The organism is Xanthomonas sp. WHRI 7945, from assembly GCF_035026585.1.
In genome coordinates this window covers 120,422-133,667 of sequence record NZ_JAYIQP010000011.1, presented here as the reverse complement: position 1 = coordinate 133,667, position 13,246 = coordinate 120,422, and the positions used below count along the sequence as shown (strand labels likewise).

Annotated in this window: 10 protein-coding genes and 3 tRNA genes; 5 read left to right on the top strand and 8 right to left on the bottom strand. The window is 69.1% G+C overall.

The genetic code is table 11. From position 1 onward, the window contains the following. Positions 1 to 120 precede the first annotated feature (120 nt). Positions 121 to 207 (bottom strand) — tRNA-Leu (locus tag VDQ83_RS11140). A 586-nt stretch (positions 208 to 793) separates the two neighbouring features. On the opposite strand from VDQ83_RS11140, the gene VDQ83_RS11135 reads away from it, so the two are divergent. Both VDQ83_RS11135 and VDQ83_RS11130 read left to right on the top strand, forming a co-directional pair. Further along, positions 794 to 880, top strand: a tRNA-Leu gene (locus VDQ83_RS11135). 420 nt (positions 881 to 1,300) lie between these two features. Continuing rightward, a tRNA-Leu gene (locus VDQ83_RS11130) sits at positions 1,301 to 1,387 on the top strand. Between the two features lie 229 nt (positions 1,388 to 1,616). Here VDQ83_RS11130 and VDQ83_RS11125 read toward each other — a convergent pair. Further along, entirely contained in the window at positions 1,617 to 1,814 is a 198-nt protein-coding gene (locus VDQ83_RS11125) for a hypothetical protein (RefSeq protein ID WP_263395019.1), read from the bottom strand. A 275-nt stretch (positions 1,815 to 2,089) separates the two neighbouring features. Between VDQ83_RS11125 and VDQ83_RS11120 the strand changes: the two genes are divergently transcribed. Then, complete coding sequence (locus VDQ83_RS11120; RefSeq protein WP_263395020.1) at positions 2,090 to 2,437, top strand: helix-turn-helix domain-containing protein; 348 nt, start codon at positions 2,090 to 2,092, stop codon at positions 2,435 to 2,437. Between the two features lie 223 nt (positions 2,438 to 2,660). Here the strand turns inward: VDQ83_RS11120 and VDQ83_RS11115 are convergent, their stop codons facing one another. The 5 genes from VDQ83_RS11115 to VDQ83_RS11095 form a co-directional block, all read right to left on the bottom strand. Then, on the bottom strand, positions 2,661 to 4,067 hold the full coding sequence (locus VDQ83_RS11115; RefSeq protein WP_455434988.1) for a GDSL-type esterase/lipase family protein: 1,407 nt from the start codon (positions 4,065 to 4,067) through the stop codon (positions 2,661 to 2,663). A 295-nt stretch (positions 4,068 to 4,362) separates the two neighbouring features. Further along, entirely contained in the window at positions 4,363 to 5,940 is a 1,578-nt protein-coding gene (locus tag VDQ83_RS11110) for a DHA2 family efflux MFS transporter permease subunit (RefSeq protein ID WP_455434966.1), read from the bottom strand. Between the two features lie 8 nt (positions 5,941 to 5,948). Continuing rightward, positions 5,949 to 7,130 (bottom strand): efflux RND transporter periplasmic adaptor subunit, encoded by a 1,182-nt coding sequence (locus VDQ83_RS11105; RefSeq protein ID WP_309917443.1) that lies wholly within the window; start codon positions 7,128 to 7,130, stop codon positions 5,949 to 5,951. Positions 7,131 to 7,140: 10 nt separating this feature from the next. Next, positions 7,141 to 8,637, bottom strand: a complete 1,497-nt coding sequence (locus VDQ83_RS11100) for an efflux transporter outer membrane subunit (RefSeq protein ID WP_455434965.1) — start codon at positions 8,635 to 8,637, stop codon at positions 7,141 to 7,143. Next, on the bottom strand, positions 8,634 to 9,083 hold the full coding sequence (locus tag VDQ83_RS11095; RefSeq protein ID WP_309917450.1) for a MarR family winged helix-turn-helix transcriptional regulator: 450 nt from the start codon (positions 9,081 to 9,083) through the stop codon (positions 8,634 to 8,636). The genes VDQ83_RS11100 and VDQ83_RS11095 overlap by 4 nt, the downstream gene beginning before the upstream one ends. Before the next feature lie 140 nt (positions 9,084 to 9,223). On the opposite strand from VDQ83_RS11095, the gene VDQ83_RS11090 reads away from it, so the two are divergent. Both VDQ83_RS11090 and parC read left to right on the top strand, forming a co-directional pair. Then, entirely contained in the window at positions 9,224 to 10,111 is an 888-nt protein-coding gene (locus tag VDQ83_RS11090) for an AraC family transcriptional regulator (protein WP_455434964.1), read from the top strand. A 57-nt stretch (positions 10,112 to 10,168) separates the two neighbouring features. Continuing rightward, entirely contained in the window at positions 10,169 to 12,412 is a 2,244-nt protein-coding gene (parC, locus tag VDQ83_RS11085; protein WP_455434963.1) for a DNA topoisomerase IV subunit A, read from the top strand. Between the two features lie 140 nt (positions 12,413 to 12,552). Here the strand turns inward: parC and bfr are convergent, their stop codons facing one another. Next, complete coding sequence (gene bfr, locus VDQ83_RS11080) at positions 12,553 to 13,038, bottom strand: bacterioferritin (RefSeq protein WP_455434962.1); 486 nt, start codon at positions 13,036 to 13,038, stop codon at positions 12,553 to 12,555. Between the last annotated feature and the right edge of the window lie 208 nt (positions 13,039 to 13,246).

Below are 13,246 nucleotides of genomic sequence, written 5' to 3'. Positions count from 1 at the left end.
TACTCGCTGGGCCGTCAACGCAGGCAAACCCGGTCCCGGACCGGGGCCGCCCCAGAAACGACGAGGCCCGCGTCAGCGGGCCGGTCGTTGCGGAAGTTCAGCGCTCCCGCGTCTTGCATGTGGTGCCCAGAAGAGGACTCGAACCTCCACGAAGTTGCCCCCGCTAGCACCTGAAGCTAGTGCGTCTACCAATTCCGCCATCTGGGCGCTGAAGGCCGCGAATTCTGCGGGCAGCGCGCGCCCTTGTCAACGCCGGCGAACGACGCGGCGCCCAGGGACGCGCGGGCAGCGAACGGCACATTCCGTGTGCGTCGCCAGACCGCTGGATGCGTGCCGTGATCGAACGCGTGCCATGCGCCCAGCGTTTCGGCGGCATCGCGACCGGCTCGAACCAGTGCATGCCCGATCACGGCGGTGTCCTGCCACCGCCGGCCGCGGAGGCCTGCGCATCGGCGCCTCGTGGGGGATCGCCGACGGCGACGCGTCCACCGCCGCCGAACACGTCGCCGCACGCCGCGATCGCGAGCCGATCAGGCAGTTGCCGCGCCACCGAGTGCATCCAGGCAGCAGCGGCGACTGCAACCTGACGATGGCCACTCTGCCCCGTCGGCGGAGCGGTGCCAAGCTTGGCCACTGCGGCGCGACCGACCAAGACCTGCGCTTTCGCCGCTGGACCCTCCCTCAGGAGCGTCGGTGGCACGCACCGCCGACAGCACGCGCCATGGCCGACGCGGCGTCGGCAGGCAAGGCTTGACAGCGGCGCGCGCAACCGACAAAATTCTCGGCCTGTATCGCCCAGGTGGCGGAATTGGTAGACGCACTAGCTTCAGGTGCTAGCGGGGGCAACTTCGTGGAGGTTCGAGTCCTCTCCTGGGCACCATCGATACAGCAAGAGTCGTAAAGAAAAACCCGCTTCGGCGGGATTTTTTTTGCCTGGCATTCGCCGCTGCGGCGTGCGTCACCCGTGCATGCCCTGCTCGGGCTTTGTGGGGAGGACGCCTGTCCGGCGCTTTGCCGGCTGTGTCGCGTCGGGACCGAAGCCCTCCTACAACTACAACGACTGCGGTCCCATGTTGTCGCCGATGCGTCAGCGCTTGGCTTGCCGAGGCGGCCGGCATCCCTCCTGCCCCGATAACGCGATCGCCCCCGCATGCGATCTTCCCGCATGCATGCCCGGGTCGCCGCAGGAGCGGTTCGGCCAGCGCGCCGCGATCGCACGCCATGCACGCCATGCACGCCATGCACGCATGAACTCGCTTGACAGCACCGCGCACTGCCAGCAGAATTCCGCGCCTGTATTGCCCAGGTGGCGGAATTGGTAGACGCACTAGCTTCAGGTGCTAGCGGGGGCAACTTCGTGGAGGTTCGAGTCCTCTCCTGGGCACCATCGATACAGCAAGAGTCGTAAAGAAAAACCCGCTTCGGCGGGTTTTTTGTTGTCTGCGCCGCGCGTCACGACACCCACTCCGACAGCCCACGATCTCCGCGTAGCCGCGCAGAGCGAATGCCCGCCGGATTCCGCCGCGTGTTTACTGCAAGAGGCTTCGCTGCACAACGCCACGCGACAGCCGCAGCGCCGGCATGCACGCATGCCTGTTCCCGCATCCGCGGCGCGCTCAGCGCTCCAGCCGCCGGAACGCGCCCAGGTCCACGCGCACGCCTTCCACCCATACCGCCACCAGGTACGCGCGATAGCCGGGATTGTGGCGTTCGGCCGCGCGCGCGGCCACGTAGGCGTTGGCGGCATGGACCAACACGGACAGTGTCGGCTCCAGCTGCGCCACGCGCCTGAGCTTCACTTCGTAGGTGGCCATGCCGCATCCGCGCAACGCGCGCTGGCACCGGCCCGGGCGGCCCGGCGCGACCGCACGGTGGTCCGTTGCGCCGTCGCCGCGACGGCAATGGAAAATGGGCGCAGCACTGCGTACTCCTGGGTCGTCCTTGTCCGGCGTGCATGTCCTCACGCGTCAGCGTGGCCCGCACCGCCAAAGTATTGAATCTCAGAACATCTAGAGTCAAGCATGGCTGTACGACAAGGTTGTAGATGCTCCATATCTTGGTAGGCCCCGTCTCAGCAAGGCCCACCGCGATGAAAAGCTTCGGCGACCGTTTGCGCGAAGCCAGGAAAGCCGCCGGGCTCACTCAGGAACAATTGGGCTTTGCGCTGGGCGTGACCAAGTCGTCGGTGTCGGCCTGGGAGAACGATCGCGAGACCCCGAGCTTCCGCCTGTTGCCGAACCTGCGCGGCGTGCTCAAGCGCTCGCTCGACGAACTGATCTGCGGCCAGGGCCAGGGCGCGCGCGTGCATGAGCTGCCGGGGGACTACGCGCTGCAGGCGCACGACGCGCACGAGCAGGCATTGCTGACCCGCTATCGCAACCTGCCGGCGCGGCGCCGCGAAGCGGTGCTGGAGTTGCTCAAGCCGGACAAGGGCTGAGTCCGCCGCCGCATCCACCAGCGGACATTCCCTGTAGGAGCGGCTTCAGCCGCGACCGGGGCGTTCCCGGACAGATCCGGTCGCGGCTGAAGCCGCTCCTACAGAGAAAAACGGCGCGCCGCTGATCGACGCCGACAGCCAGCGTACCGGGTGCCGGGTGCCGGGCGCCCTCCCTGGCCAGGCAAGCCCCCTGCCGGGGCAACACCGCTCCCCCAGCAGTGTTTCAATCGCCGACGCCGATCTCGCGCAGCGCCTCGCCCCAGATCCGGTAGCCGTCCTCGCTGGGGTGGGTGCTGTCGGGCATCAGCGCCTGCGGCAGGCTGCCGTCGGGTTGCAGGAAGCGCGCACCGATGTCCAGCCAACGCACCGCCGGGTCGTGGCCGAAGCGCGCGGCCAGCAAACGGTTGGTCTGCACGATCGGTTCGCGCCGCGGCGCGTCGGCGGCGAAGCCGCGCGGCAGGATGCCCATCAACACGATCTTGCTGCGCGGCAGCCGCTGCCGCACCTGCGCAACCACCGCGGCCACGCCGTCGGCGGTTTCCTGCGGCGTGCTGGCGCGCGCGTTGTCGGTACCGGTGAGGTTGTTGGTGCCGATGTTGATCACCACCCAGCGCGGCGCCAGCCCGTCCAGCTCGCCCTGGCGCAGCCGCCACAGCACGTTCTGGGTGCGGTCCCAGCCGAAGCCCAGGTTCAGCACCTTGCGCGCGCCGAAGGTGCGCTGCCAGGCCTGCGCGCCGCTGACCCGGGTGGCCTGCGGCGGCCCGGCCCAGAAGTGGGTGATCGAGTCGCCGATCATCACCACCTCCGGCTGCAGCCGGCGCGCCGCGTCCAGTGCGGCATGGTGGCGCGCGTACCAGTCGTAGGAATCCTGCTCCAGCCACGGCACCGGCACCAGCGCGGTATCGACCTGGGTCATCGCCGTCAGCGGCACCCGCGGCGGCTCGCCGAGCAGCCGCGCCAGGGTCGGCTCGATCGCCTCGGCCATGCGCCGTTGGCCGCGCGTGTCCGGATGCAGCGCCTTGCCGGCCGGACGCAGCCGCGGGTCGTAGAACAGGCTTTGGTCGAGCGCGCCGTCCTTGCCGAACACCGCGCCGATGTCCAGATAGGTGACGCGCGGATTGTCGCCGTAGCGCACCGCCAGCGCGCGGTTGACCTCGGCATCGCGCGCGCTCTTCTGCGCCGACACCGCGCTGGGCAGCAGACCGAGCAGCAGGATGCGCGTGTGCGGCAGGCGCTGTTCCAGCGTCGCCACCACCGCGTCGATGCCGAGCACGGTGTCCGCCGCGCTGTGGTTTTCGTGGCCGGTGTTGTTGGTGCCGATCAGCAGCATCGCCACCTTCGGCCGCAGGCCATCCACTTCGCCGTGCTGCAGCCGCCACAGCACATGCTCGGTGGCGTCGCCGCTGAAGCCCAGGTTGAGCGCGCCGCGGCTGCCGTAGAAGGTCTGCCAGGTCGGCTGGAAGTCCTCGTCCGGCGCGTCGGCCTTGTCGTAGTTGTGGGTGATCGAATCGCCGATCAGCAGCAGCGGCGCATCCGGCTGCGCGCGCACCTGCGCCAGCACCTGCTCATGGCGCTGCGCCCACCAGGCTTCGTGCAGGCGATCGGCCGGCGTGGTCGCCGCCACGCCCATCTCGGCCTGCGCGCCGCCAACGCCGAGGAAGCTGAGCGACAGCAGCAACGCCACACCCTGCCAGGCGCGCGCACCACTGCGACGCGGCCGCGAGAAGTCCGAGCCAGACCACAAGGCGCGCAGAAAACGCTGCATGTCCGAACCTGCCGATGCTTGCGAAGGAGCGGCATTCTTGTCCGCCGATCGCCGCGGCGGCAAGCGCGGCGCCGGCGCAGGCCGGTGTGGGCGCGCGGCGTCCGCCGCACAAACGAAACCCCGCACCAGGCGGGGTTTCGTGGTTGCCGGCAGCCCGGACTCAGTGACCGCCTGCGGCGGCCGCACCGCCACCGCCCGCGAACGGCGGCTTGGCCAGCCACAGGAAGAAGATGATGCCCAGGAACGTCCAGCCCAACAGGTAGAAGATGTCGTTGAAGCCCATCTGCGAGGCTTGGTGGTTGATGGTGTTGTTGAGGAACGCCGCGCCGGTCTGCAGGTCGCCCTGCCCCATCGCCTGCACCTGTTCCTGCATCCCCGGCGTGTAGGTGGAGATGTGCTCGGTGAGATGCGCGTGGTGCATCTGCGTGCGCTTGGCCCACAGGTAGGTGGTCAGCGAGGCGGCGAAGCTGCCGCCCAGCGTGCGCAGGAACGTGGCCAGGCCGGAGCCGGCCGCAATCTCGCGCCCGTCCAGGTCCGACAGCAGGATCTGCAGCACCGGCATGAAGAACAGCGCCACGCCCACGCCCATCAGCAACTGCACCCCGGCCACATGGGCGAAATCGACCTGCAGGTTGAAGTCCGAGCGCATGAAGCTGGTCGCCGCCATGAAGATGAAGGCGACGCTGGCGAGCATGCGCAGGTCGAAGCGCGGGGCGTACTTGCCGACGAACGGGGTCATGATCACCGGCAGGATGCCGATCGGCGCGGTGGCCAGGCCAGCCCAGATCGCGGTGTAGCCCATGTCGCGCTGCAGCCACTGCGGGATCAGCAGCGACACGCTGAAGAACGCGGCGTAGGCCACGATCAGCGCCAGCGTGCCGGCGCGGAAGTTGCGGTGGCGGAACAGGCGCAGGTTGACGATCGGATCCTTGTCGGTCAGTTCCCAGATCAGGAACACCGCCAGCGCCACCACCGAGACCGCGGCCAGCACGATGATCTTGTCCGAGTTGAACCAGTCCTCGTCGTTGCCCAGGTCCAGCACCAGCTGCAGACAGCCCACGCCGATGATCAGGGTGATCAGGCCGACGTAGTCCATACGCGGGCGCTCGATCGGTTCGGGGCGGTCGCGCAGCTGCGCGCCGACCACCACCGCGGCGATGATGCCCAGCGGCACGTTGATCAGGAAGATCCATTCCCAGCTGTAGTTGTCGGTGATCCAGCCGCCGAGGATCGGCCCGGCGATCGGCGCGACCACGGTGATCATCGCCAGCAGCGCCAAGGCCTGTCCGCGCTTCTCGCGCGGGTAGATCGACACCAGCAGGCTCTGCGTGATCGGATACATCGGCCCGCACACGAAGCCCTGGATCGCGCGCGACACCACCAGCATGCCCATGCTCTGCGCCAAGCCGCACAGCAGCGAGGCGGCGGTGAACGCCAGCGTGGCCCAGATGAACAGCTTGGTCTCGCCGAAGCGGCGGCTCAGGAAGCCGGTCAGCGGCAGCGCGATCGCGTTGCTGACCGCGAACGAGGTGATGACCCAGGTCGCCTGTTGCGAACTGGCGCCGAGGTTGCCGGCGATGGTCGGCAGCGAGACGTTGGCGATGGTGGTGTCGAGCACCTGCATGAACGAGGCCATCGCCAGGCCCATCGTGCACAACGCCACGCTGGGCGGGCGGAAGCCCAGCGCAGGCGCGCCCGGTGCACCGGGCGCGGCAGGAATGGCAGCTTGGTTGGACATGGCCGGGCTCAGTTCGCCTTGGCGGCGGCAGGCAGGTTGGCGTGGATGATCTGCGCGATGGCCTCATCGGCCTGGCCCAGCTGCTGCGCGTAGACGTCGGTGTCCAGCAACGTGCCGGTGGCGAACTTGCTCGGCAGCACGCCGCCGTTCTGCTGGTGCAGGTTCACGTCCACCTTCATCGACAGGCCGATGCGCAACGGGTTCTGCGCCAGTTGCTTGGGATCGATGGCGATGCGCACCGGCACGCGCTGCACGATCTTGATCCAGTTGCCGCTGGCGTTCTGCGCCGGCAGCAGCGAGAACGCACTACCGGTGCCCAGGCCCAGGCTCTGCACCGTGCCCTGGTAGCGCACCGCGCCACCGTACAGGTCCGACTCCAGCTCCACCGGCTGGCCCAGGCGCATGTGCTTGAGCTGGGTTTCCTTGAAGTTGGCTTCCACCCACACCTGCTCCAGCGGCACCACCGCCATCAGCGCGGTGCCGGGCTGCACGCGCTGGCCGACCTGCACCGAACGCCGCGCGATGTAGCCGGAGACCGGCGCGACGATCGCGCTGCGCGCGTTGTTGAGGAACGCCTGGCGCACCTGCGCGGCGGCGGCCTGCACGTCGGGCTGGTGGGCCACGCCGTTGTCGTCGATCAGCGCGCGGTTGCGCTCCACCGTCTCGCGCGATCCGCTGACCGCGGCCTCGGCGGCGGCCAGCTGGTCGCGCGCATGCGCCAGCTCTTCGGCGGAGATCGCACCGGTGGCGACCAGGCTGCTGCGGCGGGCGACGTCGGCGCGCGCGCGCTGCAGGGTCACCTGCTGCGCCGACAGTTCGGCCTGCGCGCCTTCCACGCTGCGGAACAGGCCGCGCACCTGGCGCACGGTCCGCGCCAGGTTGGCTTCGGCCTGCTGCAGCGCGACCTGGGTATCGGCCGGGTCGAGCTTGACCAGCAACTGGCCGCGCTGCACGCGCATGCCGTCGTCGGCGCCGATGCTGACCACGGTGCCCGCCACCATCGGCGTGATCTGCACCAGGTTGCCCTGCACGTAGGCGTCGTCGGTGTCTTCGTGCCAGCGGCCGGAGACGAAGTACCAGATCGCCAGCGCGATCAGCACCAGCACCACCACCACGGCCAGGCCGCGCAGCAGCTTGCCGCGCCGGCTGGGGGCGGGAGCGGAGGAATCGGGGGTCGTTGTCTGATTCATTGCGGCGGTCTCAGGAATGCGTGGAAGCGGAAGAGGTCAACGGGGCGTCGGCCGCGGAGGTGGCTTCGTAGCCGCCGCCCAGCGCCTGGTTCAGGCGCACCGACACCAGGATCTGGTTGGACTGCAGCGAAGCCAGGCGCTGCTGCGCCTCGAGCAGTTGCTGCTGCACGCTGAGCACGTCCAGGTAGTTGCCGATGCCGGCGCGGTAGCGCTGCTGCGCCAGGTCGAAGGCGGCCTGCGCGGTGCCCACCGCCTGCGCCTGCTGCTGCGCCTGCTGCGCCAGCGAGCGCGCCGCGCTGACCTGGTCGGCGACCTCGCGCAGCGCCGCCACCAGCGCCTGGTTGTAGTCGGCCACGGCCAGGTCGTACTGCGCGTCGCGCTCGGCCAGCTGGCTGCGCAGGCGGCCGCTGTCGAACAGCGGCAGGCTCAGGCTCGGCGCGAACACGCCCAGCACGGCGTCGCCCTTGAACAGGTCGGACGGATTGGTCGCGGCCACGCCGCCGAGCGCAAGGATGTCGATGCTGGGATAGAACTGCGCCTTGGCCGCGCCGATGCTCTGCGAGGAAGCCTCCACGCGCCAGCGCGCGGCGACCACGTCCGGGCGCCGCCCGAGCAGGTCGCTGGGCAGCACCGACGGCAGTTGCACCGCCACCGGATCCAGCGGCCGCGGCCGCTCGATCTGCAGGCCGCGATCCGGGCCGCGCCCGAGCAGCGCCGCCAGCGCGGTGCGCGCCTCGTCGATCTGCTGCTGCGCGGCCTGTTGCTGCTGGCGCGCCGCCGGCACCCGCGCCTCGGCCTGGCGCAGCTGCAGGTTGCTGTCGATGCCGGCGGCGACGCGCTGTCGCACCAGCTTCAGGCTGTTGTCCGAACGCGCCAGTTCTTCGCCGGCCAGGTCGTACAGGCGCCAGGCGTAGCCGAGCTGCGCATAGGCGCGGGCCACGCCCGCCGACAGGTCCAGGCGCGCGGCCTGGGCATCGACCTGCGCCGCATGCGCCTGGTCCACCGCCGCTTCCCAGGCCGCGCGCTTGCCGCCCCACAGGTCGAAGCCGTAGCTGAAGTTCAGCAGCGCCTGCTCGTTGTGGATGTACTTGCCGCCGATCTCGTCGCCGGCCAGCCCCTTGGGCAGCTGCAGGCCGGTATAGCCGGCCGACAGCGACAGCTTGGCGCCGCGGTCGGCATTGGCCGCGCCGGCCTGGGCCTGCGCCAGGCGCAGCCGCGCGTCGGCCGCTTCCAGGTTAGGCGTGCCCTGCAGCGCTTCGGCGATCAGCGCGTCCAGCTGCGGGTCGCCCAGCGCCTTCCACCAGTCCTGCTGCGGCCACGCGGCTGGCGCCAGCTGGTCGGCGGCCAGGGTCTTGCCGGCCTGCAGCTGCTGGTCGGCGTCGAGCCTGCGGCCCTGCGGCTCCAGGCCGCGGCTGCTGGCGCAGGCGGCCAGCGCCAGGGTGAGTGCCGCGGCCGCGAACGGGCGCAGGCGATGGGACGATGCGGAGAGGTTCATAAGCGGATTCATGGCGAATTGAGGGAATCGCGGACGCGGATCAACAGCGAAGTGAGGTGCTCGCGCTCGTCGGCGGAAAGATCGCGCAGCGCGCTGGCGATGGTCTCGTCGCCGCGCCGCTTGAGCTGTTGCCACAGCGCGCGGCCTTCGTCGGTGAGCACGATCTGCAGCGCGCGGCGGTCCTGCGCATGCGCTTCGCGGCGCACCCAGCCCAGGTCCTGGAGCTTGTCCAGCAGGCGGGTGACCGCACTGGGGTTCTGGTCGATGGCCTGGGCCAGTTCGTTGGCGGTGCACGGCGCCATGTAGGCCAGCGCCTTCATGCCGATGTAGTGGCTAAAGCCCAGGCCGAGCTCGAGCTCGGCCATGGAGTCATCCAGACGCCGCATCAGGCCGTCGCGCACCTGCCGCAGCAGCAGGCCGAACGACGGCGGATCGGGAAGGGAGGGAGCGCAGTTCATGGGTGCCAATTATTTTCATCTGGAAATATATGTCAAGGAAATATCGCACCTACAAACAAATGCTGCGTTGCAGCAACGCAACGCCGGCGCGCGCACACTCTAGTCCCGGACAGGCCTGGCCAAGTATTACAATCGGGACAATGAATATCGAAATCGCGCCATTCTCGCCATCATCGCCCGACCACGAACCGGCCCATCTGCTCGATCCGCGGGCGAAGGACTGGTTCGAGCGGGCCGACGGCCCGTCGCTGCTCGCGTTCCTGGCGCACAAGCCGGTCGCGCTGGAGCACGAGGTGGACTGGCACCGCCATGTCCGCGGCCAGATGATCTGCGTGGAAGAAGGCCTGCTGAGCACCCGCACCGAGCACGGCCATTGGTCGCTGCCGCCCGGTTGCGCCGGCTGGATGCCGCCGCAGGCGATGCATACGGTGCAGATCTCCGGGCCGTTGCGCGGCTACGTGCTGCTGGTGGCGCCGTCCGCCTGCGCCGACCTGCCCGATCGCCCGTGCGTGATCGGCATCAACGGCCTGCTGCGCGAACTGCTGCTGCGGGTGGCCTCATGGGACCTTCCCGAGGCCCTGGACGCGGACCAGCAGCGGATCGGCGCGGTGCTGCTGGACGAGTTGCGCAAAGCGCCGCTGCAAGGCCTGCACCTGCCGATGCCCAGCGACCGGCGCCTGCTGCGCATCGCCGGGCAATTGCTCGCCACGCCTGCCGACGATCGCTCGCTGGCGCAATGGGCGCACTGGGCCGGATTGTCGCCACGCAGCCTGAGCCGGCATTTCCGCGACGAGACCGGGCTCGGCTTTGCCGGCTGGCGGCAGCAGGCGCGGCTGGCCGAGGCGCTGCGGCAGCTGACCGACGGCGCCAGCGTCGCCGATGTCGCGCACCGGCTCGGCTACAGCAGCCCCAGCGCCTTCGTCACCGCCTTCCGCGGCCATTTCGGCCATCCTCCGGCCCGCTATCTGGCCAGCACGGGCCGCGCCGGCACCACGCGCGGCTTGGCATCGCCGGCCGCATCCGGATAATCGACCGGCTGACCTGCGGCGCCCGCCGCCGCGTTCCCCTATAGGTATTTCCCGCGCATGACCGATCTCGCCCGCCCCGCCTTCCATGGTTTCGAACAGCTGCCGCTGCGCGAATACGCCGAACGCGCCTATCTCGACTATTCCATGTACGTGGTGCTGGACCGCGCCCTGCCGTTCCTCGGCGACGGCCTGAAACCGGTACAGCGGCGCATCATCTACGCGATGAGCGAGCTCGGCCTGAACGCCACGGCCAAGCCGAAGAAGTCCGCGCGTACCGTCGGCGACGTGATCGGCAAGTACCACCCGCACGGCGACAGCGCCTGCTACGAGGCGCTGGTGCTGATGGCGCAGCCGTTCTCGTACCGCTACCCGCTGATCGAGGGCCAGGGCAACTTCGGCTCCACCGACGACCCCAAGTCGTTCGCGGCGATGCGCTACACCGAGTCCAAGCTGACCCCGATCGCCGAAGTGCTGCTCGGCGAGCTCGGCCAGGGCACGGTGGACTGGTCGCCGAACTTCGACGGCACCATGGACGAGCCGACCTGGATGCCGGCGCGGCTGCCGCACCTGCTGCTCAACGGCACCACCGGCATCGCCGTGGGCATGGCCACCGACGTACCGCCGCACAACCTCAACGAGATCGTCAGCGCGCTGATCCGCCTGCTCGACGATCCCGACGCCAGCGTCGCCGACCTGTGCGAACACGTGCGCGGCCCGGACTACCCGACCACCGCCGAGATCATCACCCCGGCCGCCGACCTGCGCGCGATCTACGAGACCGGGCACGGCAGCGTGCGCGCGCGCGCCACGTTCCTGAAGGAACACGCCAACATCGTGGTCACCGCGCTGCCCTACCAGGTGTCGCCGTCCAAGGTGATCGAGCAGATCGCGCAACAGATGCGCGCCAAGAAGCTGCCGTGGCTGGAGGACATCCGCGACGAGTCCGACCACGCCAACCCGGTGCGGGTGGTACTGGTGCCGCGCTCCAACCGGGTCGATGCCGAGCAGCTGATGGGCCACCTGTTCGCCACCACCGACCTGGAGCGCAGCTACCGGGTCAACCTCAACGTGATCGGCCTGGACGGCCGCCCGCAGGTCAAGAACCTCAAGACCCTGCTGGAGGAATGGCTGCGCTTCCGCAGCGACACCGTGGTGCGCCGGCTCAACCATCGCCTGGAGAAGGTCGAGCGCCGCCTGCACCTGTTGGAAGGCCTGCTGGTCGCGTTCCTCAACCTGGACGAAGTGATCCGCATCATCCGCAGCGAGGACGAGCCCAAGCCGGCGCTGATCGCGCGCTTCGCGCTCAGCGAGGAACAGGCCGACTACATCCTGGAGACCCGCCTGCGCCAGCTGGCGCGGCTGGAGGAGATGAAGATCCGCGGCGAGCAGGACGCGCTGGCCAAGGAGCGCGAACAGTTGCAGGCGGTGCTGGCCAGCAAGACCAAGCTGAAGAAGATGATCAAGGACGAGCTGGTCGCCGACGCCAAGAAGTTCGGCGACGCGCGGCGCTCGCCGCTGGTGCAGCGCGGCGCGGCGCAGGCGATCGACGAGACCGAGCTGGTGCCGAGCGAGCCGATGACCATCGTGATGTCGGAGAAGGGCTGGATCCGCGCGGCCAAGGGCCACGACGTGGACCCGGCCGGCCTGTCCTACCGCGACGGCGACAGCCTGCTGGCCGCGGTGCGCGGGCGCAGCACGCAGCAGGTGGCGTTCCTGGATTCGGAAGGGCGCGCCTATTCCACGCTGGCGCATACCCTGCCCTCGGCGCGCGGCAACGGCGAACCGCTGACCGGGCGTTTCTCGCCGGCCTCCGGCGCCTCGTTCCAGGCCATGGCCAGCGGCGAGAACGACAGCCGGCTGGTGCTGGCGTCCTCGCACGGCTACGGCTTCGTCACCCGCTTCGAGAACCTGACCAGCCGCAACAAGGCCGGCAAGGCGATGCTCAACCTGACCCCGAACGCCAAGGTGCTGACGCCGGCCTCGGTGAGCAATCTCGCAACCGACCGCATCGTCGCAGTGACCAGCGCCGGCCACCTGCTGGCGTTCCCGATCGCCGACCTGCCCGAGCTGGACAAGGGCAAGGGCAACAAGATCATCGAGATCCCCAAGGCCAAGCTCGGCACCGAGCGAGTGGTGGCGATCGCCGCGGTCGCACCGGGCAACACGCTACTGGTGAAGAGCGGCCAGCGCACCATGTCGCTGTCGTTCAAGGACCTGGACGCCTACCTGGGCGTGCGCGCGAGCCGCGGCGGGCTGTTGCCGCGCGGCTGGCAGAAGGTGGATGACTTGGCGGTGGAGTGAATGGCCGGGATTCGGGAGTGGGGATTGGGGATTCGGAACAGCGCATGTCCGCCCCACCCCGAATCGTTGCGACAAAAAAATCGGCCCCACTGGGGCCGATGTGCTGTGCGCTTTAGCGAATCCCGAATCCCGAATCCCGGCTATTCAGCCACGCCACTCCCACCCATCTTCGAAGTCTGGTACAGCGCCATGCCCAGGCGCTTGATCAGGCCCAGTTGCTGCTCCAGCCACCAGGCGTGGTCTTCTTCGGTGTCCTGCAGCTGCTTGAGCAGGATGTCGCGGCTGACGTAGTCGCCGTGCTCCTCGCACAGCTTCATGCCCGCGGCAAGATTCGCGCGCACTTCGTATTCGACCTTCAGGTCCTTCTGCAGCATGTCCTCGACCGTGCGCCCGGGCTCGAACGCATGCGGGCGCATGTCCGGGTCGCCTTCCAGGAACAGGATGCGCCGCAGCAGCGCGTCGGCGTGCTCGGTCTCTTCTTCCATCTCGTGGTTGATGCGCTCGTACAGCGCCTGCAGGCCCTGATCCTCGTAGCGTCGCGAGTGGATGAAATACTGGTCGCGTGCGGCGAGTTCGCCGCGCAGCAGGTCCTTGAGGCATTGCACAACTTCAGGATGTCCCTTCATGGGGCAGGCTCCGTTTTCAGCTAAGGCGGCCATAGTGCCCGAGCCGCGCGCGCCGCGTTCCAATCGGAATCATTAGCATCCCGATTCCAGCCGGCGTGCACTGCACGCGGCAGCAACGATGATCGCGCGCACCGTGCGATGAAACTGACCCGGCCCCAACGCGCCACGGCCATGTGGCACAGGAACGACACGCAGTCGCGTCTAGAAT

Bases quoted from the DNA above. Each gene is read 5' to 3' on its own strand.
- VDQ83_RS11105 (WP_309917443.1), bottom strand. From the start codon at position 7,130: ATGAATCAGACAACGACCCCCGATTCCTCCGCTCCCGCCCCCAGCCGG.
- VDQ83_RS11115 (WP_455434988.1), bottom strand. From the start codon at position 4,067: ATGGGCGTGGCGGCGACCACGCCGGCCGATCGCCTGCACGAAGCCTGG.
- VDQ83_RS11120 (WP_263395020.1), top strand. From the start codon at position 2,090: ATGAAAAGCTTCGGCGACCGTTTGCGCGAAGCCAGGAAAGCCGCCGGG.
- bfr (WP_455434962.1), bottom strand. From the start codon at position 13,038: ATGAAGGGACATCCTGAAGTTGTGCAATGCCTCAAGGACCTGCTGCGC.
- VDQ83_RS11095 (WP_309917450.1), bottom strand. From the start codon at position 9,083: ATGAACTGCGCTCCCTCCCTTCCCGATCCGCCGTCGTTCGGCCTGCTG.
- VDQ83_RS11090 (WP_455434964.1), top strand. From the start codon at position 9,224: ATGAATATCGAAATCGCGCCATTCTCGCCATCATCGCCCGACCACGAA.
- VDQ83_RS11100 (WP_455434965.1), bottom strand. From the start codon at position 8,637: ATGAATCCGCTTATGAACCTCTCCGCATCGTCCCATCGCCTGCGCCCG.
- VDQ83_RS11125 (WP_263395019.1), bottom strand. From the start codon at position 1,814: ATGGCCACCTACGAAGTGAAGCTCAGGCGCGTGGCGCAGCTGGAGCCG.
- parC (WP_455434963.1), top strand. From the start codon at position 10,169: ATGACCGATCTCGCCCGCCCCGCCTTCCATGGTTTCGAACAGCTGCCG.
- VDQ83_RS11110 (WP_455434966.1), bottom strand. From the start codon at position 5,940: ATGTCCAACCAAGCTGCCATTCCTGCCGCGCCCGGTGCACCGGGCGCG.